Below are 19,082 nucleotides of genomic sequence, written 5' to 3'. Positions count from 1 at the left end.
TGATAAGGGAAAATGATCCCCCTAAAACTGGCTTTATCCAGTTTAGGGGGATCATTTGGTTTTTGTTTTTCGATTAGTGATCAAGGGTAAAGTTATGCTTATACAGAGATTTGTTGCTACTGGTTATAAGTCAACACCTTGGGATCATTAGTGACATCCAGCGTCATGATGCTACCGTTTTTAGGCTGTTCTCGAACAACCTGATTTTTAGAGAAAAGGGTTGCCAAATTTCTTAAATATGTTCCATGTGAAACAACAATGGCAGTTTGATCATCACTCAATTGTGTTTGGATAGTTGCGACTGCTTTTCGGATACGTGTTTCCAATTGATCAGAGGTTTCAGCATAATGAAATGGATCAGCATCATGCATGAAATCTCGAACTTTGAGTAAACCGTACTCTTTTATTAAGTCGGCCTGTTTGAAATGACCAAGTGGTCCGCCAATCACATTCCATGTTGTCACACTGTCTATGGCTTCGAAGGAACCAAAATAAATTTCTCGAACATCCTTATTTATCTCCCGATGAATATTTTCAGAATAATGATTATTTTTCAAAACAATATCAAGTGTATGAATTGCTCTCATCATATCTGAGCTAACAGCGAGGTCAAATTTAATATTCTGCAGCTTTTTTCCGGCATCAGCTGCCTGTTTCTCTCCCTTTTCAGTTAAAGGTGAATCTACCCAACCCTGCATTCGGCGAAATTGATTTAAAAGTGTTTGGCCGTGGCGAACAAAGTATATTTTTTTCAAAATTCTGACTCCTTATTAGGTTATCTTTACAATAAGACTTTACTATTTTTGTCATCATTTAGAAAGGGGAATGGTGATAGTAATTGATGTCCAAGCTTTAATTATTTCAATAAATTTCTAAAATAATCATTTTTAAGCCTTGTTTAAGGTGAAATGAGTATTCTATAAATAATCAATTTAACAACCCAAATTGATTTTGATAGTTTGTTTCTGATGTAGGTGCAACAATCTTCATACCCCTCAATATATATACCCTCCAATTGTAAATGGTGTAACCCGGCAGAAATGACGGGCTTTTCTTATCTTTTTTTGTTCAGCCTGTATTCTAGACAATTGACATTTTTTTGTCGTTAATATTCAATAAGTAGCCACAGGAATATTTATCTAGATCGATCAGAAGTAAAATAAGCGATTGAGGTAGTAAATATCTCTATCGCTTATTTTAACATTAAGACGTAAATGAAAGATGTCCTTTAAGCCATTCCTCATTAACTGTTCAATTTTTAGAATCGGCTTTATAATGTAAGTGTATTTGGTTAGCTGGGAGTAAATGTTCAATTTAACGAAAGAAAGGTGCGGTTCATTGGATCGCCAATTAATAAGACTGAGTAAGCGGCTGTCGTTTGTTTTGCGTCATCATCCGGAAAAAATTGACATTAAGCTTGACCAATATGGCCGGACAAATTTGAATGTTTTAATAAGGCATTTTAACCAACATTATGGAACGCCTATTAGTCAATCAATCATTACAGCAATTATGCAGCAAAGTGATAAGCAGCGCTACGCTATAGAGGGAAATACTATTCGAGCTTTGTATGGACATAGCATCCCTGTTAAGCCATTAACGCTGCCGAAAATGCCACCTGAGTACCTATATCATGGGACAACTCACTCTGCAGCCAGATTGATTGAAACTGAAGGTTTAAAGAAAATGGACCGTGATTTTGTTCATCTATCGGCCAATCAACAAATGGCAATTCAAGTTGGTCGGCGTCGTGATCCACGTCCCGTTGTGTTTCGAGTTGCTGCAAAGAACGCTGCTAAAAGTAATGTTTTATTTTACCCGACGAAAAGTGGCATCTGGTTGGTTGATGCAATGCCGGCACAGTTTTTAGAGCGAGTTCAAAATTAGAGTTCCCGTTTGGAGGTATGACAATCATGGCTGATAAACAACCCGAAAAGCAATCCGATCCTCTCAAGATCCGTAAACCGATTCATGGGCGTTGTCCACGTTGCAACCGGCCAATGATGATTAACTACGGTTTAAATCGTTGTCCAAACTGTGGGTTTATTTTTAAGTCGAATTTGAAACTAGATTAAGAGATCAGATGGCTGGAGAAGTCATCTTTTTTTGTGCACTAACAACGGCTATGAAGTTTTTGATAATCTGTGCACCCACCTTTGAGTCTGTCATGATTGACTCAGGGTGAAATTGAACGCCATAAACTTTTTTAGAATCGTCTGCTACTGCCATAATTTCTTTATCCGCGGTTTCGGCAGTCACCGTTAAAGTATCCGGCATTGTTTGTGGATCGATAATAAGTGAATGATAACGCGCAGCTTCAAATTTTTTTGGGCAATGCTTAAAAAGCACCGTTTTTTTGGTGATGGTTACTTCAGAAGGTTTTCCATGCATCAATTTTGGCGCATGAATAATTTTGGCGCCATACGCTTCAGCGATTGCCTGATGTCCAAGGCAAACACCCAGGATGGGTACTTTTCCGAGAAACGTTTTTAGGATGTCTGGCATCTTTCCAGCATCTTCCGGGCGTCCCGGACCTGGGGAAAGAATGATACTTTCAGGATTGAGAAGGGCTAATTGTTCTGCGGTAATGGCATCATTTTTAATCACGGTAATTGGATCTTTAGAAATTTCACCAATTAACTGATACAGGTTATAGGTAAAGCTATCATAATTATCAATCAGATAGTGCATGTTCAACGCCTCCCTTAGCGGCCGTTTCCTTCAATGCATTGACGACGGCACTGGCTTTGTTGTTAAATTCCTGATATTCGTACTTGGCAATACTGTCCGCAACAATCCCGGCTCCGGAATGAACAACGAGTTGGTCGTTTTTCCGGTAAGCTAAACGAATGCCGATACATAGATCCAAATCACCATCGAAACCCAGGTAGCCAATACATCCGCCATAAACGCCCCGCTTTCTATTTTCCAAGTTTCCGATGATTTGCATTGCTGAGATTTTTGGAGCACCGGATAAAGTTCCGGCAGGTAAAACGGCGTTAATAATGTCAATCGCAGAAACGTCTTTTTTAGCTGTACTTTCCACGACTGATCCCATATGCATGACGTTGGCAAACTTTAGCAAGTGTCGATAAGCGGTCACCTTAACAGAACCAAATTCGCTCACACTTCCAAGATCGTTTCTTCCCAGATCAATTAGCATATTATGCTCGGATAATTCCTTAGGGCTGTGTTGTAATTCGTAGGCAAACTGGTCATCTTCCTGTTGATTTTTGCCACGTCGACGTGTTCCCGCAAGCGGGTAGGTAAAAAGTGTACGGTCACGTTTGGTGATCAAGGTTTCCGGCGAAGCACCAATTGTTTCGAAATCATCATGGCGAAAATAAAATTGATAAGGAGATGGACTTTCTTTAAATAAAGTTGGGGTTACCGAAAATAGTGAGCCTGTCATTTTGGCGTGTTGCGGATTAGATAAAATTAATTGAAAAATGTCGCCGTCAACAATATGTTGTTTGGTTTCGGCAACCTTCTCGGTGAATTCCTGTAATGAAAATTGAAGTTTTAAAGGTGTCATTGAAAACGATGGCAATGGTTGCTCACCTGTGATGGTTAATATTTGTTGCTTTAAGTCTTCTAATTTCAGACAAACGCTATTGTATTTTTTAATTAACAATTTTGAAGGGATAATTTGGCTTAAAGTTACGGTTTTTGTTGCATGATTGTAAGCAATAACCCGATTAACCAAGACTAAATCGGCATCGTTAAGATTCATTGGATCGGCAACTGCTGGCAGTTGGGCAGTGGTTGCATATTTTGCGTAATCATAGCTGAAATAGCCAGCCAAACCACCTAAAAATGGTGGAAGATCTTTAAGTTTCGGTGTTTGATTTGTCCGCAAAATGTTTTCAATAACAGGTTGAAGCTTGGTTGTTTCATGTGAAACAGAACCGTCATTCAGTGTGGTTGTGAGGATACCGTTTCGGTAAGTGAATGATTCAACAGGGTTAAAGCCAATAAACGAATAACCATCTTCGGTTTTCTTTGGCTTTCCTGTTAACAAAAAGCAGGGATGTTTTGGATTGTCAAATGCTTGTGTGATAGCGATCGGATCAAAGGATTCAACCTGAAATTGTTGTGTAATAGGAATTGCCGGATAGGCATCTGCATATTGCTTTAATTGTTCGATTGTCATTATGATGAGCCTCCAAATTTTAGTTTTTAATTAATTAAAATTTGAAAGCTGCCATCGTTTAGATAAATATTTCATGAATGATTCCTCCTAGTGAATAAATTTTAAAAACAAAAAATCCGCCCCAAACAAGCTTTAACTTGTAAGGACGGATTTTCCGCGGTGCCACCTTAAATTCGACGAGTCAACTGTATCTTTATACAATCAATGATCTCATCACACTTAGCGAAGTGCCAACACACTTCCGACAACTGACGTATGTCTGAACGTTTCTCCATACTTGTTGAACTTTCAGGAGAACCCTCTGTGGTCCATTTAACTGTTTGCGTTCGGCCATATTTTCAGCAACGATGACTCTCTTTACGTGCACAACAATCTTGATCTCCACATCAATGGTTTATTTAGGACGAATATTTTATTGCTAATAGAATAGGGCACTTCTCATAAAATGTCAAGAGGCTTAGAGTCTTTAATTTGCTAAATAATCTGACTAGACATCATATAACAGGATAAAAAACGAAAGATCATTTTTTCTTATTATTTTATTCTTAAAATCCAATCGGTTATTTATGTACTGAAAATACTGATACATAAGTCATTTCAATTATTCAGATCGTTTTTTAGCTTATTTTTTTGTGAACATTCAAAGACAAAATCAGCGGTAATTTACGAATTTTACTTTTTTCTGTTGACAAGCAAAGAAATAAATTATATGCTAGCAACAATCAAAATTTAACTTTTTAAGGAGATTCTAATCATGGAGAAAATAAATCGCAAAATAAATCGATTTTATTACTATTGGTTCGGGTAGTGTCCACATCGTACAGGATGCGGGCACTTGTCAGCAATCCTGTGCGACCAATAGTTTTTCAGCATGATTAAACCGGTCACACAGTAAATTATCAAAATACTGCGGGACCGATTCGAGAAGAATCTTATAATACACGAAAGAACTCCCGCGGTGTTTTGGACACTACGGGAGTTTTATTTTATGCATATTTCAGTTCTATAATTTGAAAAAAATGAAAAGAGGATGTTAACATGATTATTATTATTAAAGCAGGACAGGAACATATTATTGATGAGCTTCAGCAACGATTCGGTGGTACTCATGATGTATTCACTCATCATAATCGAGTGGCACTGGAGGGAATCACCGAAGATGAATTAAATCCAGATGAACGTGCAGCTGCAGAACAAATTATTGATAACCCACCAAAAGCAGTTCAAGGTAGCCGCTTGTTTCATCCGGAAGATACGATTGTTGAGACTGCGCATAGTAAAATTGGTGGCGATCATTTCACAATGATGGCAGGTCCATGCTCTGTTGAATCCGCCGAACATGTGATGAAAATGGCTGCCGTTGCAAAGGAGGGGGGCGCAACAGTACTGCGTGGTGGCGCATTTAAACCACGAACTTCCCCATACTCTTTCCAGGGATTGGGCGAAGATGGGTTGAAATACTTACGCGCAGCTGCGGATGCTTATGATTTAGATGTGTTAACGGAAGTCATGGATCAGGATCATGTTGGTATGATTGCGCAATATACTGATATTTTCCAAATCGGTGCTCGGAACATGCAAAACTTCTCGTTGCTTAAGGCAGTTGGTAAGACCAATATTCCGGTTATGCTCAAACGTGGCATGTCAGCAACCATTGATGATATTTTAAATGCAGCCGAATATATTGCAGCCGGTGGTAATCATAACATCATCATTACTGAACGAGGGATTCGAACTTTTGATAATAAATACACTCGTAATACATTAGATGTTGGTGCCGTTCCGGTTCTTCAGAAGTTAACTCACTACCCAGTCATTGTTGACCCAAGTCACGCTGCGGGACATACCGAATTTGTTATCCCAGAAGCACTTGCAGGTGTTGCAGTTGGTGCCAGCGGCTTGGTAGTGGAAATTCATGATGATCCGGCCCATGCCTTTTCTGATGGTGCTCAAGCACTCAAGCCGGGTGAATACCTTGAAATGATCCAAAAAGCCTACGCCATTCGTGATGCTCTCAAGACACTCGTCCAAGAAAAAAGTGAGGTTGAATTATGAAAATTATCGAAGTTAATTTACCAGATCACTCATACAATGTTGAAATTGAGACTGGCATCTTAAACTGCACGGGTCAATTGGTTTCAAGTGTTTGGTCAGAACGAAAAATTGCACTGGTTAGTGACAGCAATGTTGCCCCTTTGTACCAGGAAAGAGTTGCCGGTGCACTGGAAAGTGTTGGTTTTACGGTTCATAATTATCAATTTCCAGCTGGTGAAGCATCAAAATCGCTTGGCGTATTGGCTGATTTAACGCGAGATATGGCGGCTGATGGCTTTACTCGTGATGATGGTGTTATTGCCCTTGGTGGCGGTGTAACCGGCGATTTGGCAGGATTTCTTGCTGCAACTTACATGCGCGGGATTAGTTTAATTCAAATACCAACCTCTTTATTGGCACAAGTCGATAGTTCAGTTGGCGGCAAGACAGCGGTTGATTTGGATACGACGAAGAATGTTATTGGTTCCTTTTACCAACCTGATTTGGTTATCATTGATCCGGAGACTTTAAATACTTTGGATCGGCGTGATTTGGTTGAGGGTTATGGTGAAATTGTTAAGGTAGCGGCTCTCACCGATGGTAAGCTCTGGGATTTAGTGCAAGATATTAATTCACCAGAGGATATCCTTGCTAATGCAGAAGAACTAAGCCGTCTCTCAATTCAATACAAGGCAGATGTTGTCATGGGAGATGAAAAAGAAGGCGGTTTAAGACAAGTTCTTAACTTTGGTCATACGATTGGTCATGCAATTGAAGCATTAGCTGATGGAGATCTTCGACATGGAGAGGCTGTCAGTATCGGAATGGTTGCAATTACACGAATCTTTGAAGAAAAGGGATTAACCCAAGCCGGCGTGAACCAAAAATTGATTGATCGGCTGCAAGCTGTTGGACTACCGATTACGTCACCCTTGTTGGATTCTGATGATGTTTTTGATAAGATTAAAAATGACAAAAAGAACCACGCTGGTCATTTGAACTTAATATACTTACATCAAATTGGAGGGCCGGCTATCAAGTCGATTCCTTCTGAAGGAATTCGGGATTTCTTGAATATTAAGGCGCTTCAATCATAATAGTTACACATGAAACATTTATAAGAAGAAAGTTGAGACAAGAGAATACCTGCCTCAACTTTTTTATGTCCATCTATCGATGTTACTTGTGCGCGTTGTTGATATGTTAGAATGGTACTTAAATATACTTAACGAGTTAACGAAAGAAGGATGGTTATGGTTAAGCTACGTCCATCTATTCCTGATTTTTCATTTACAACAACACCAGATTATCGAAATCAGCTTGAAAAAATAGTGACTGATTCGATGCCGGTTGGCATAAAATTATTAGCACGAAACTTTGCGCGTTCAACTGCAAGTTCCTATTGGCTGTTGAGAAAAACAACGAAACGAGGCCCTCAATGGCTAACGCTTAGAATTGCAACACATCCAGTTTGGCTGAAACATGCTCAGCAATTGGAAATATTGTGGGGAGATCCACATCATTTTGATCTGCTTAAAAATCTTTTGCAAACTCATTTAAATCAAACAGAAATGAAAGCATCCTTTTTTCAAATGAGCGAGACCGATCTTAGTATACTAAAGCTTTTAGTCGAATTAGAACGTCATCAATTGATTTGGTATATTAGAATGACACCTGATATTGCGCAAGCTCATAAATTGCAACGGTTTGATTTAGTGTCAGATTTCCCGAAAGCAACGTTAATGCTGGGTGATAGAAATAATGCAAATCATTTGTTGATCAGAATGGATCATCCAGAATTTCAGCGAAAGATAGCTCAGCTTTTCGGTCAAAACTTATTATTTTCACAATTTACAAAGCACCAGTTACTTAAACTATTACCAACAAATCAATGGTTACAGCCGATCGTTTCCGAAACAGATGTTCCGGAAAATTGGCAGTATAAATTGAAAGAAGCTTATGGCAGTGACTTTGTAAAACTGTGTTTTGATGAGATAAAAAAACAATCAAATCAGCTGTAAAAGCAAGCCTTTAAAAATGAAAATTTGGCTAGTGATTAAATGACTATTTTCATAATTAATTTAATCAAAGGTGATTTGTTATCGAAATGATCGGTAATCAAACTTAGCAATCCAGTTGGCAGACCAATACGATCCAACGTTTGAATCATTTTAATGCCGCTAATTGATCCTTGGGTTGCAGGTTTAAAAATAACACTATTTCCAGCCATTAACGCTGGGGCGATTTTTGAGGCTGCCAGGTTGACAGGATAATTAAACGGTGAAATTGCGAGAACAATGACAAGCAGTATCCGTTCAATGATTCCAAGTTTTTCTTTAGATCCACCCGGAAATCCGTCACCGCGCACGCTCTTTCCGCGCATGTGCAACGCTTCCTGCACAGTGTAACGAATCAAATCGATTGTCCGAGTGACCTCCTTTTCAACATCATCATAGTTTTTTCCAACTTCAGTCATCATTTAAGTGGCAATAGCTTCCTTGTTTTTCTCGAGCTCATTTGCCCACTGGTTAAGATATTGTTCACGATCACCGAGGGAACGGGATGTCCAAGCGTGTTGCACTTTTTTGATGCTTTAATGCTTTGGTCGGCTTCTGATTGAGTAATGGCTTGAACCTTACCGATCACGTCATGTTTCCAAGGCGAGGTAATCGCGATGGCTTCTCACTATTACCTCGTTTGCCACTTTCCAGCTAAATAAGCAGGGTAGGTTGTGACATCATTTTTACGCTGTTCATTATAATTAATCTCCTCTCTTGAATTATTTTCAATTTTTGAAAATAGCTTTGACCAATTATTGAACATTTTACAGCTCATCGACAGTAAACACCATATATTTTTCTGAAACATTAAGCATAAAATGTTTATTTTTTAATTTTATTAAGTGATCTTAGACAAACAATATAATGGTTGATTCTTTATCTGTAAAGATTTCATGCCCTTTTTCATACCAGTATGAATATGTGAAAATTTTAAAAACGGTTAAAATAAATTCAATTATTAATTCGAAAGTTTATGTAATTGTGCCTAGCTAAAATCCCATGTATTTTCATAACGCTTTCCCCAATATGGATAGACATTTTTAATATAATCTGAGCTCACGTAAAAGTACGGACGTTTAATTTTCAAACTATAGATTATAGAGATCTTTTTCATAAAATGATGCGATCGTTATTGTGTTTCCGACGTATTCTGATTGTTCAAAGTCATTTCGTTTTTTGAGCTGCCATTTTTTCTTTTTCATTGTTCTGGCTATTATTACCTATATCATTAATAAAAATAGGTCATTAATAAGTTGTTTATCAAAGGAGAGATCATTAAAATTAAACGACTACATAAATTCATTAAAAATAAAGATCTCAATCTTCGTGATTGGATGATTGTTTCAATGGCCGTTAACGTTGGCATTTGTTTAATCATAATGGATTTGCTTAGTTTGTTTTATGGCGAATTGTCTGCCAACATTGCTTTTTGGTTACTTGATGTTTTTCAGTCTTCACATCAAAACAAATCGGTTCCGCTGGCTTGTTGTTGGTATTATAGCGTTTTGCTATGCCCTAAGTTTTCTGCTATTTTAAGGACAAAGTTTCATTAAATGAAATTGTTCTTATAATCGGAAGAATGATTAAGCTTTACGTCCTTCTCCATTGCCAGTATCAATTAAAATAAGCTGAATCAAGTTCGAGACAGCAACGTCTTAGACTTGGTTCAGCTTATTTATTATTTTACGTGACTCGCGTCAGCGGTTTTATTTTCAACTTTAAAGAGATAACCAAATCCCCGTATTGTTTTTAGCATCTGTGGGTTTTTAGGTTGTTTTTCAATCTTTTTTCTTAAATTACTAATGTGGGTGTCAATAATTCGTAAGGTTGCACCACCGGTATTCCCCCAAACAGCCGAAGCAATTTGAGTACGACTAAGTACAGTATTTGAATGGCTGATAAAGAATAATAGCAATTTATATTCAATGGGGCTTAGGCTCAGCCGATTATGACCGTTGTTAACTTGAAATTTATTCAAATCGATTTTTAAGTGTCCGGCAGTTAGATTACTGTTGGCCTGTCCCTGTTTGTTAATTTGCAAGCGATCCTTATTTTGATAGACCCATAATTTTTGAACAATTCTGGCAGCTACTTCTTTAATAGAAGATTTTTGGATGTAATCATCTAAATGATAACTTAAAAAGTAACGGCAAATTGTTTCAACAGGTTCGTCGGTTTTATCCAAAAGTAAAATTGGGCCGGCCACTTGGCTTCTCATAATCTGAATTTCTGAGGCGTTGTTTGGAAGTGAAATGCTACTTAAATCCCAGACGACACCGGAAATTTGCTGTAGGAGATGTTCTAGTGGTTCAAAAGATACCCGCATTTTGATATTAAAGGAATTCAACATTTTTTCGAGCTTGTTGGCTAGCTGTAAATCTTGGCTGATTAGTAGAATTTCCAATGGCATCTGTTCTTCCTCCATTTTAGTTAAATTGATTACATCTTAAGTTATGCCATACTTTTGACTAAAATCGGAGACATTTACGATACTTTTACATAAACGAAACTCGATATTTACATGACGTTGATATATTAAGGCTGTACTTAAATGAGTACCAAAAAAACGGGTTTCAAATTAGGAGGAAATCATATCATGAAAAAAAGATCCTTTTTTTCAGCAATCGTTGCTTTATCTGCCATGGGGGTTTTACTTGCCGGATGTGGTTCAAACAGCGCAAGCTCATCAAAGAAATCATCTTCTAGCTCAAACGTTAAAATTACGGCCGTTGGTTCAACTGCACTTCAACCATTAGTTGAACAGGCAGCAAGTGATTATCAAAAAGACAACAGCAAAGTTAACATTTCTGTTCAAGGTGGGGGTTCCGGTACTGGACTTAGTCAAGTTCAAGAAGGTGCCGTTACAATTGGTAACTCGGATATCTTCGCAGAACAGCAATCAGGAATTAAGGCCAATAAGTTAGTTGATCATAAAGTTGCGGTTGTTGGTATGACTCCAGTTGTTAATAAAGGTGTTGGTGTTAAAAACCTGACAATGGCCCAATTAAAAGGTATCTTCACTGGAAAGTACAAGAACTGGAACCAAGTTGGTGGTAAGAACGAAAAAATCAACGTTGTGAACCGTGTTTCCGGAAGTGGTACACGAGCAACATTTGAAGGCGCCGTTCTTGAAGGTGCTAAAGCTATCAAGACTCAGGAACAGGATTCTAACGGAACGGTTCAAAAAATTGTTTCAAGCACACCGGGTACGATTAGTTATTTAGCTTTCTCTTATGTTAATAGTAAAATTGAAGCACCATCTGTTAACAACGTTAAGCCAACTGATCAAAACGTTGAAAATAACAAGTGGAAGATTTGGTCATACGAGCACATGTACACTAAAGGTCAACCAAATGCTGCAACCAAGAAATTCTTAAACTACATGAATTCAAGTAAGGTTCAAGATAGTCTGGTTCAAAAACTTGGGTACATCAGCATTCATGACATGAAAGTTCAAAAGAATGCCAGCGGCGCAGTAACAACTAAGTAAATTAATTTTATAATAATGAGCTAACTTAAATAGTGATTCATCACGTGGAGGCTGGAGGCAAACCTGTGTTGTTGTCTCTGGCCTCTATCCGTTTTAAAGAGACTTATGACAGAACTGTTTTCAAATTAGGAGGTATCAATTTATGGAAGGGATTAAGCCTGGAACTGAGGATAAGCTTAAAATGGACGGGATCAAGAAGGAATTGCGTAATCCATCTAAAGCCACTCATCAAGATTACTTCGGTAAAACAATCAGCTATATCTGTATTGCGTTTGTGGGATTCTTAGTACTCTCAATTTTATACTTTATAACGACTCGTGGTATGGCGACATTCACGGAGAACCATGTTAATTTATGGGCATTCTTGTCCGGAACTAACTGGAATCCGGGGATGCTTGACTCTCATGGTCAGCCGGAAGTCGGCGCATTGCCAATGATCGTAACATCTTTCTGCGTCACAGTCCTTGCTGCATTGGTTGCAACACCGTTTGCACTTGGTGTTGCCTTGTTTATGACTGAAATTTCGCCCAAAAGAGGCACCAAGTTTTTACAACCGGTTATTGAATTATTGGTTGGAATTCCATCTGTTGTTTATGGATTCATTGGTTTATCAGTGATTGTGCCGTTGATTCGACACGCATTTGGTGGAACCGGATTTGGGATTCTTGCTGGTACGATTGTCCTCTTTGTCATGGTGTTACCAACCATTACATCGCTTTCAATTGATAGTATTCGCTCGGTTCCAATGTATTATCGATCCGCTTCCCTTGCACTTGGTGCTACCAGATGGCAAACAATTTATAAAGTTGTGTTACGAGCAGCAACGCCTGGAATCTTGACGGCTATTATTTTTGGGATGGCAAGAGCTTTTGGTGAAGCGTTGGCTGTTCAAATGGTTATTGGGAATGCAACCCTGATGCCACATGGGCTGTTAACCCCATCATCAACTCTAACCAGTCAGCTTACTACTGGGATTGGGAATACGACAATGGGCACATTACCTAATAATGCCTTGTGGTCGTTGGCGCTTATCCTGTTGCTTATGTCTTTGGTCTTTAACGTATTGGTTCGATTCATTGGAAAGCGAGGTAGCTTGAAAAAATGAACTCAAAAGCTGCGAATAATGTTGCAACCGGCGTCATCTACTTACTCGTTACTGCAGTCGTTGGCATCTTGGTTTTCTTATTAGGATATATTTTGGTAACAGGTATCCCCCATGTCTCGATGCATTTTTTAACTTCTGCAGCCCAATCATTTAAAGCGGGCGGTGGTATCCGTGATCAACTTTTCAACTCATTATACTTGCTGGTCCTAACATTAATCATTTCATTTCCAATTGCACTCGGTTCAGGAATCTATCTTTCCGAATATGCACCAAATAACTGGTTTACCAGTTTAATTCGGACCGCAATTGAAGTACTAAGTTCTTTACCATCAGTGGTTGTTGGTTTGTTTGGTTATTTAGTATTTGTTATTAAATTTGATGTGGGTTTTTCAATTCTTGCTGGGGCAATTGCCTTAACCTTCTTTAATTTGCCGTTGTTAACGCGGAGTATTGAAGAGTCTCTGGAAGACGTACCGGATTTGCAACGTGAGGCTGGGCTGTCACTTGGTTTATCGCGATGGAAGACGATTACAGGTATTGTTTTTCCGGCTGCGCTTCCGGGAATTCTGACTGGCATTATTCTAAGTGCCGGAAGAGTATTTGGTGAAGCTGCCGCCTTAATTTATACCGCTGGTCAAAGCGCACCGATTGTCAGCTACTCGAACTGGAATCCGTTTAGTCCAACCAGTTTTCTAAATCCAATGCGTCCTGCGGAAACATTAGCCGTGCATATCTGGAAAGTGAACACTGAAGGTGTCACACCAGATGCCCTTCAAATTTCAAGTGGTGCTTCAGCGGTTTTGATTGTTGTGATTTTACTATTTAATTTAGGTGCTCGATACTTGGGAAACTGGATGTTTAAAAAGATGACGGCAGCCAAGTAGGAGGAAATTATGCAAACTTATTCATTTGATCAAAAACACATTATTAATATTCCAACCGAAAAGGCGTTGACAACTGAAAACTTGCAAGTGTTTTACGGTGACAACCATGCCATGCATGATGCAACTCTGGAATTTCCCAGATACCGGATTACAGCTTTGATTGGAGCTTCCGGATCCGGCAAATCGACTTATCTGCGATGCTTAAATCGGATGAATGATGCGATTGCCACCGTTAAAGGTAAAATCATTTATCGAGATACTGATATTAATAGTAAGAAGATTAACGTTTATGAAGTCCGTAAACACATTAGCATGGTATTTCAGCGACCTAATCCATTTGCAAAATCAATTCGGGAAAATATCACCTTCGCTTTAAAGAGAAATGGCATTAAAGATAAACAAGAATTAGCATATCGAGTTGAAAATAGTTTGAAATCAGCCGCCCTTTGGGATGAAGTAAAGGATGACCTCGACAAGAGTGCTTTGGCGTTATCCGGTGGTCAACAACAGCGACTCTGCATTGCTCGCTGTGTTGCAATGAAGCCAGATATTTTGTTACTTGATGAACCAGCTAGTGCCCTTGATCCCATTTCAACCGCTAAGATTGAGGAAACCCTCAAGGAGTTGCGTAAGAGTTACACCATTATCATTGTGACTCACAACATGCAACAGGCTTCTCGGATCGCTGATTACACAGCATTCTTTCATATGGGGCATGTGCTTGAATATGATAAGACAGAGAAAATTTTTACAAATCCACAGATAAAAGCAACCGAGGATTATATTTCAGGGAATTTTGGTTAAAAAGGAGCGTCCTCATATGGAAAAGACAACAATTAAAACAACGACAAAACAAATGATCACTTCTGAAGACGTTCATTTGTATTATGGCTCATTTGAAGCGCTTCATGGTATTAGTTTGGATTTTGCAGAACATGAAATAACAGCACTGATTGGCCCGTCAGGATGTGGGAAATCAACCTATCTGCGATGCCTTAATCGAATGAATGACCTGATTCCAGGCGTGACGATTAATGGGTCGATTCAGTTGGAAGGTAAGGATATTTACGCACCAAAGGTTGACGTTGTTGAATTAAGAAAGCGTGTTGGAATGGTTTTTCAACAGCCCAATCCGTTTCCGTTCAACGTCTATGAAAATGTTGCTTACGGCTTACGTTTGGCAGGTATTCGTGATAAGAGTATTTTGGATGAGCGAGTAGAAACCAGTTTGAAACAGGCAGCCATTTGGGATGAGGTTAAAGATAATCTGTATGATAGTGCACTTTCATTTTCCGGTGGTCAGCAACAGCGGATTTGTGTTGCCCGGGTTTTGGCAGTTCAACCCGAAGTTATCCTACTTGATGAACCAACCAGTGCTCTGGACCCAATTTCCAGTGCAAAAATCGAAGACACGCTGTTAAATATTCATGACAAATATACCGTTATTATTGTGACGCATAATATGCAACAGGCATCACGAATTTCCGATCGAACAGCATTTTTGTTAAATGGAAATCTAGTTGAATATGATAAAACCGAAAAATTATTTATGAATCCTGAAAAAGAAGAAACCAGTGATTATCTTAACGGAAAGTTTGGATAGGAGGATGCTAGAATGAGAGCATTATTTGGCGACGAACTAAAAAAGTTGCATGGTCGATTTGTTGAAATGGGGTTAAATATTAGTGAGCAGATTTATAATTCCACGCAGGCATTTATCGAACATGATAAAAAACTTGCTCAAGAAGTGATCGATGCTGATAACAATACTAATGGCGAAGAAATGGATCTTGAAAAACAGGCCTTGAAGTTGATTGCACTTCAACAACCGGTAGCGACAGATTTTCGAGTTATCATCAGTATTTTAAAAGCCAGTTCGGATTTGGAACGGGTAGGGGACCATGCCGTTAGTATTGCCCGTGAAACAATTAGAATGAAAGGTCAAGCTCGAATTCCGAATGTCGAAAAAGAAATTGCTCAGATGACCGATCAAGTTCGTGATATGTTGGAAAAGGCGCTTGATGCTTATTCAAAAAATGATGAGCTGGCGGCTAGAAACTTGTCCAAAGTAGATGTCGATGTTGACAAGCAATATCTACTGATTCGGGATGAAATTACAAAGGCAGTTCATAATGATACTGAAACAGTTCAGTCAAGTGCAAGTTATTTTATGGTTATTCGTCTCCTTGAACGGATAGGAGATCATATTGTAAATTTGGCAGAATGGATTGTCTATAGTGCAAGCGGTAAAATTGTCGAATTGAATCCCGGAAAAGCAAATCCGGAATTGGTTCGGAGGTTGTATTCTGGAGTGATGGGTGCCAGACAACCAGAGAAATAGTTGACAATAACATCGGAAACCAAATCAAGAACCAAATCAGAAACCGGTTTGCGAATAGTTTACAGGTCAGTTTCCGATTTGGCTTCTGATTTTTTACGCTTTTTTTACATATTATTGGCTGACGATTTACACAATACCTTTACCCTTGTAGATGAAGGGTGAATGATTATCAGGAAATTTTTGAGGGACGGTGAAAATCATGTCGACGGTACTTAACGAAATGAGACAAACGCCTAAAATTGGCTGGATTATCTCACTTGTTGTTTTGACCATTATTGTGATTCTGATAAGAATTTCTTAGTCATTATATTATTGTTTGGAGGGTTTTGTTGATGGGAAGTAGATCGAAGTCATTGTTAAAAAACGTTTTAAAATGTGCATTTGTTTTATCAGTCGTCGGAGCTGCGTTTATGGGTGGTGAATCAGAAACTCATGCTGCAAGTGATAAGGGTTCGGAAACCCAGTCGCTTAAACAAGCGCTAACTCCTGTGAAGGGACCTTACGGTTATTTCATTGATCATTATAAGGAAAATGTAAAAGCAAATACTACGCCGGATAATAATCCAGCGATTTCTATTTTTAACAATACATTTTTGAGTTACTGGTCTCCGGATGGCACCAAAAAAAATGCTGATCTATTGCAGGAAAATTTGAATAAATCAATTCAAATTACCAACCACGAAACGCAGACCGAAATTGACCGATCGTACTTAACCGATCGGCGGGATCTTCGATATAATTTAATTAGTGGATTCGGGCCTTATGCAACTGCATTCATTAAGGACGCAAATGCACAAACTGACTTTAATTCCGTTCCAAGCTCTCCATTGCCTGCAAATTCACCGTATAGTTCGATGAAATGGGCGGATGAAAATTCTAAGCTAGGGTCAGTGGTGAAGCTAGTTGATCTTAATGAGGCATCCGATTGGTCCAGCACCGGAACACCTAAAGCATATATTAAATATGTTCGTCCATACCGTTTAAGCAGCCAGGTCAAGGTTAACCCTTATTTGACAAATGTGATGGCCTCAGCAGCTCAAAACGACTATGATTTCCCGAGCGGTCATACAACAGCTGCTTTTGAGACTGGTGAGAGTTTAGCCTATGTTTTCCCGCAACGATTCCAGCAATTGATAACCCGTTCCTCAGAAGTCGGTTATGACCGGGTTCTCGCTGGACGACACTCGCCGTTTGCCGTTATGGGTGGTCGAGTTTTAGGCACGGCCATGACAGCTTCAACATTAAATGATCCCGCAAACAAACAGTTAATTAATCAAGCTTATCAGGATGCCCAAAAAGATCTAGGCAAAGCTAGTGATTCAACTGTGAAGGATACTTTTGCAAACTACGAGCAAAACCTTAAAGATAACACTTATCGACTTACTTATGGATTTAAACCGATTAGCAGCACAAATAAACCGATGGTTGTTCCTAAGGGTGCTGAAGTGCTTTTGAAAACCAGATTCCCATACTTGTCTGACACACAAAGAAGAGAAATTCTTTATACAACCGGGTTGCCTTCCGGTTACCCAATGCTTGATGATCCAGAAGGTTGGGGCCGTTTGAATTTATTTAAAGCAGCCAACGGATTCGGTGAGTTTTTAACCAATACCACTGTTAATCTGGACGCTTCAAAAGGTGGATTTAATGCGAATGATACTTGGAAAAATGCCATTTCCGGTAAAGGTGGATTAATTAAGGAAGGTTCCGGAAAGTTGACAGTTCTTGGGGATAATTCCTACAGTGGTGGAACCACTGTTAAAGCAGGTTCCTTAGTTGTTGATAATAATCAAGCTTTAGGAAAGGGTGCTGTTAAGCTTGATAGTGGTACCGTTACATTGAGTTCTAAGAACGTTACGGTTAATGGCAATTACACGCAAGGCAATAACGGTGTTCTCCAATTGAACGCTGGTGATAAGGCACATATTGACGGCACGGCTCATTTAAATGGAAAATTGGTTCTCGATGGGAAATCTAATATACATGGTACTGTATTAACCTTTAATAAACGTGTTGGTGAATTTGACCATGTTACGCTTCACGGATTTGGCAAAGGGGCTCATGTTGTTTATTCAAATAAAGCGGTAAAAGTCGTTCAATAATTGTATCATGATGGTTTGCAAACCAGTTTCCGATTCTCCGGTTTTGTTTGACTTTGGAAATTATCCAGTCTATATTGAGTTCAATTGACAATGTCATAAAAAACGAGTTGTCAATGTTTCTCGGGATATGCTGGCTATTGAAATGGTTAAATAATAACGACTTTTAAATAAATCCCTTGAGATCAGATGATTTCAAGGGATTTATTGTACATATAATCATTAAGCCATGATATTTCTTGAATCCTTCTGTGAGAAGGGGGCGTGTGGACATGGTTTTTATCGGGACATTGTGCTTGCTTTTATTTCTGACAACTTTTGCAGGACATTTGTCCAATCGACTGGGTACGCCATCTGTTATTGGTCAGATATTAGTTGGCGTTGTTGCTGGACCCGCAATTTTGAATTGGATTCACCTTGATTTGCTATTAAACACATTTTCAGGGATTGGGGTCATCATTCTAAGGTTTATCGGTGGTCTTGAAAGTAACTTGGCATTATTGCGAAAATATTTACAGCCTGCAGTCATTGTCGCCATTATTGGCGTTATTTTTCCCGTGGTGATGATTGGAGCGGCTAGTTTGGCCTTTTCTTTTGAACCACTGGAGGCAACTTTTATTGGCGTGGTTTTCAGCGCAACAGCGGCATCGATTTCCGTTGAGGTTCTGAGAGACTATCATTCACTGAACACAAAAGAAGGGGCAACTATTCTGGGGGCAGCAGTTGCTGATGACATTATTGGTGTTATTTTACTGTCGATTATGATTAGTATCATGGGAACGCATGGCGTTAGAACGGGCCAGTCCGCAGATAACCTGATCTTTGTTTTTGTTGAGCAAATCGGTTTCTTTGGTATAACCTATTTGATGGTAAAGTGGATCGTGCCTTATTTAATGCAAATTGGTGAAAGATTATT

18 protein-coding genes are annotated in these 19,082 nt (G+C 39.0%); 13 read left to right on the top strand and 5 right to left on the bottom strand.

Features of this window, described 5'->3' with window-relative positions:
* Positions 1–116 precede the first annotated feature (116 nt).
* Positions 117–755, bottom strand: coding sequence for a histidine phosphatase family protein (locus HMPREF0519_RS01065; RefSeq protein WP_190870476.1), 639 nt, complete (start codon positions 753–755; stop codon positions 117–119).
* Positions 756–1,305: 550 nt separating this feature from the next.
* Here HMPREF0519_RS01065 and HMPREF0519_RS01060 point away from each other — a divergent pair.
* Complete coding sequence (locus tag HMPREF0519_RS01060) at positions 1,306–1,887, top strand: RNA 2'-phosphotransferase (RefSeq protein WP_003556639.1); 582 nt, start codon at positions 1,306–1,308, stop codon at positions 1,885–1,887.
* A 26-nt stretch (positions 1,888–1,913) separates the two neighbouring features.
* Complete coding sequence (locus HMPREF0519_RS01055) at positions 1,914–2,075, top strand: hypothetical protein (RefSeq protein WP_003550961.1); 162 nt, start codon at positions 1,914–1,916, stop codon at positions 2,073–2,075.
* A gap of 4 nt (positions 2,076–2,079) precedes the next feature.
* Here the strand turns inward: HMPREF0519_RS01055 and HMPREF0519_RS01050 are convergent, their stop codons facing one another.
* Both HMPREF0519_RS01050 and HMPREF0519_RS01045 read right to left on the bottom strand, forming a co-directional pair.
* A complete protein-coding gene (locus HMPREF0519_RS01050; RefSeq protein ID WP_003633894.1) occupies positions 2,080–2,691 on the bottom strand; it encodes an anthranilate synthase component II in 612 nt (203 codons plus the stop codon).
* Positions 2,675–4,153 (bottom strand): anthranilate synthase component I family protein, encoded by a 1,479-nt coding sequence (locus tag HMPREF0519_RS01045; protein ID WP_003633892.1) that lies wholly within the window; start codon positions 4,151–4,153, stop codon positions 2,675–2,677. The genes HMPREF0519_RS01050 and HMPREF0519_RS01045 overlap by 17 nt, the downstream gene beginning before the upstream one ends.
* A gap of 1,038 nt (positions 4,154–5,191) precedes the next feature.
* Here HMPREF0519_RS01045 and aroF point away from each other — a divergent pair.
* The 3 genes from aroF (at position 5,192) to HMPREF0519_RS01030 (ending at position 8,208) form a co-directional block, all read left to right on the top strand.
* Entirely contained in the window at positions 5,192–6,208 is a 1,017-nt protein-coding gene (aroF, locus tag HMPREF0519_RS01040) for a 3-deoxy-7-phosphoheptulonate synthase (RefSeq protein WP_003633889.1), read from the top strand.
* On the top strand, positions 6,205–7,284 hold the full coding sequence (gene aroB, locus HMPREF0519_RS01035) for a 3-dehydroquinate synthase (RefSeq protein WP_003633887.1): 1,080 nt from the start codon (positions 6,205–6,207) through the stop codon (positions 7,282–7,284). Before aroF ends, aroB begins: the two co-directional genes overlap by 4 nt.
* 150 nt (positions 7,285–7,434) lie before the next feature.
* On the top strand, positions 7,435–8,208 hold the full coding sequence (locus HMPREF0519_RS01030) for a hypothetical protein (protein WP_003556628.1): 774 nt from the start codon (positions 7,435–7,437) through the stop codon (positions 8,206–8,208).
* Positions 8,209–8,243: 35 nt separating this feature from the next.
* Here HMPREF0519_RS01030 and HMPREF0519_RS01025 read toward each other — a convergent pair whose 3' ends face one another.
* Both HMPREF0519_RS01025 and HMPREF0519_RS01010 read right to left on the bottom strand, forming a co-directional pair.
* Complete coding sequence (locus tag HMPREF0519_RS01025; protein WP_003633885.1) at positions 8,244–8,666, bottom strand: aldehyde dehydrogenase family protein; 423 nt, start codon at positions 8,664–8,666, stop codon at positions 8,244–8,246.
* 1,259 nt (positions 8,667–9,925) lie between these two features.
* Positions 9,926–10,672 carry a winged helix-turn-helix domain-containing protein gene (locus HMPREF0519_RS01010; protein WP_003633881.1) on the bottom strand — a complete coding sequence of 249 codons (747 nt, stop codon included), beginning with the start codon at positions 10,670–10,672 and terminating at the stop codon, positions 9,926–9,928.
* A 171-nt stretch (positions 10,673–10,843) separates the two neighbouring features.
* On the opposite strand from HMPREF0519_RS01010, the gene HMPREF0519_RS01005 reads away from it, so the two are divergent.
* The 8 genes from HMPREF0519_RS01005 to HMPREF0519_RS00970 form a co-directional block, all read left to right on the top strand.
* The gene (locus tag HMPREF0519_RS01005) at positions 10,844–11,737 is read left to right on the top strand and encodes a phosphate ABC transporter substrate-binding protein PstS family protein (protein ID WP_133281490.1); all 894 of its coding nucleotides are present in this window, start codon (positions 10,844–10,846) and stop codon (positions 11,735–11,737) included.
* Positions 11,738–11,918: 181 nt separating this feature from the next.
* Positions 11,919–12,842, top strand: coding sequence for a phosphate ABC transporter permease subunit PstC (gene pstC / locus HMPREF0519_RS01000; protein WP_040472674.1), 924 nt, complete (start codon positions 11,919–11,921; stop codon positions 12,840–12,842).
* The gene (gene pstA / locus HMPREF0519_RS00995; protein WP_003556618.1) at positions 12,839–13,726 is read left to right on the top strand and encodes a phosphate ABC transporter permease PstA; all 888 of its coding nucleotides are present in this window, start codon (positions 12,839–12,841) and stop codon (positions 13,724–13,726) included. The genes pstC and pstA overlap by 4 nt, the downstream gene beginning before the upstream one ends.
* Before the next feature lie 9 nt (positions 13,727–13,735).
* A complete protein-coding gene (gene pstB / locus HMPREF0519_RS00990; protein WP_003550938.1) occupies positions 13,736–14,530 on the top strand; it encodes a phosphate ABC transporter ATP-binding protein PstB in 795 nt (264 codons plus the stop codon).
* Between the two features lie 16 nt (positions 14,531–14,546).
* Positions 14,547–15,329, top strand: a complete 783-nt coding sequence (pstB, locus tag HMPREF0519_RS00985) for a phosphate ABC transporter ATP-binding protein PstB (RefSeq protein WP_035462135.1) — start codon at positions 14,547–14,549, stop codon at positions 15,327–15,329.
* Positions 15,330–15,341: 12 nt separating this feature from the next.
* Entirely contained in the window at positions 15,342–16,067 is a 726-nt protein-coding gene (gene phoU / locus HMPREF0519_RS00980) for a phosphate signaling complex protein PhoU (RefSeq protein ID WP_003556614.1), read from the top strand.
* A gap of 332 nt (positions 16,068–16,399) precedes the next feature.
* A complete protein-coding gene (locus HMPREF0519_RS00975) occupies positions 16,400–18,169 on the top strand; it encodes a phosphatase PAP2 family protein (protein WP_003633878.1) in 1,770 nt (589 codons plus the stop codon).
* A gap of 269 nt (positions 18,170–18,438) precedes the next feature.
* Positions 18,439–19,082, top strand: a 644-nt coding sequence (locus HMPREF0519_RS00970) for a cation:proton antiporter (RefSeq protein ID WP_003633877.1), incomplete at its 3' end; no start/stop codon positions are given.

The organism is Lentilactobacillus hilgardii DSM 20176 = ATCC 8290 (assembly GCF_000159315.1).
Taxonomy (GTDB): domain Bacteria; phylum Bacillota; class Bacilli; order Lactobacillales; family Lactobacillaceae; genus Lentilactobacillus; species Lentilactobacillus hilgardii.
The sequence above is the reverse complement of the archived record's forward strand: the minus strand, read 5'-3'. Positions and strand labels throughout refer to the sequence as shown.

Bases quoted from the DNA above. Each gene is read 5' to 3' on its own strand.
- aroF (WP_003633889.1), top strand. From the start codon at position 5,192: ATGATTATTATTATTAAAGCAGGACAGGAACATATTATTGATGAGCTT.
- HMPREF0519_RS01005 (WP_133281490.1), top strand. From the start codon at position 10,844: ATGAAAAAAAGATCCTTTTTTTCAGCAATCGTTGCTTTATCTGCCATG.
- aroB (WP_003633887.1), top strand. From the start codon at position 6,205: ATGAAAATTATCGAAGTTAATTTACCAGATCACTCATACAATGTTGAA.
- HMPREF0519_RS00975 (WP_003633878.1), top strand. From the start codon at position 16,400: ATGGGAAGTAGATCGAAGTCATTGTTAAAAAACGTTTTAAAATGTGCA.
- HMPREF0519_RS01050 (WP_003633894.1), bottom strand. From the start codon at position 2,691: ATGCACTATCTGATTGATAATTATGATAGCTTTACCTATAACCTGTAT.
- HMPREF0519_RS01055 (WP_003550961.1), top strand. From the start codon at position 1,914: ATGGCTGATAAACAACCCGAAAAGCAATCCGATCCTCTCAAGATCCGT.
- HMPREF0519_RS01030 (WP_003556628.1), top strand. From the start codon at position 7,435: ATGGTTATGGTTAAGCTACGTCCATCTATTCCTGATTTTTCATTTACA.
- HMPREF0519_RS01045 (WP_003633892.1), bottom strand. From the start codon at position 4,153: ATGACAATCGAACAATTAAAGCAATATGCAGATGCCTATCCGGCAATT.
- HMPREF0519_RS01060 (WP_003556639.1), top strand. From the start codon at position 1,306: ATGTTCAATTTAACGAAAGAAAGGTGCGGTTCATTGGATCGCCAATTA.
- pstC (WP_040472674.1), top strand. From the start codon at position 11,919: ATGGACGGGATCAAGAAGGAATTGCGTAATCCATCTAAAGCCACTCAT.
- pstA (WP_003556618.1), top strand. From the start codon at position 12,839: ATGAACTCAAAAGCTGCGAATAATGTTGCAACCGGCGTCATCTACTTA.
- pstB (WP_003550938.1), top strand. From the start codon at position 13,736: ATGCAAACTTATTCATTTGATCAAAAACACATTATTAATATTCCAACC.
- HMPREF0519_RS01010 (WP_003633881.1), bottom strand. From the start codon at position 10,672: ATGGAGGAAGAACAGATGCCATTGGAAATTCTACTAATCAGCCAAGAT.
- phoU (WP_003556614.1), top strand. From the start codon at position 15,342: ATGAGAGCATTATTTGGCGACGAACTAAAAAAGTTGCATGGTCGATTT.
- pstB (WP_035462135.1), top strand. From the start codon at position 14,547: ATGGAAAAGACAACAATTAAAACAACGACAAAACAAATGATCACTTCT.
- HMPREF0519_RS01025 (WP_003633885.1), bottom strand. From the start codon at position 8,666: ATGATGACTGAAGTTGGAAAAAACTATGATGATGTTGAAAAGGAGGTC.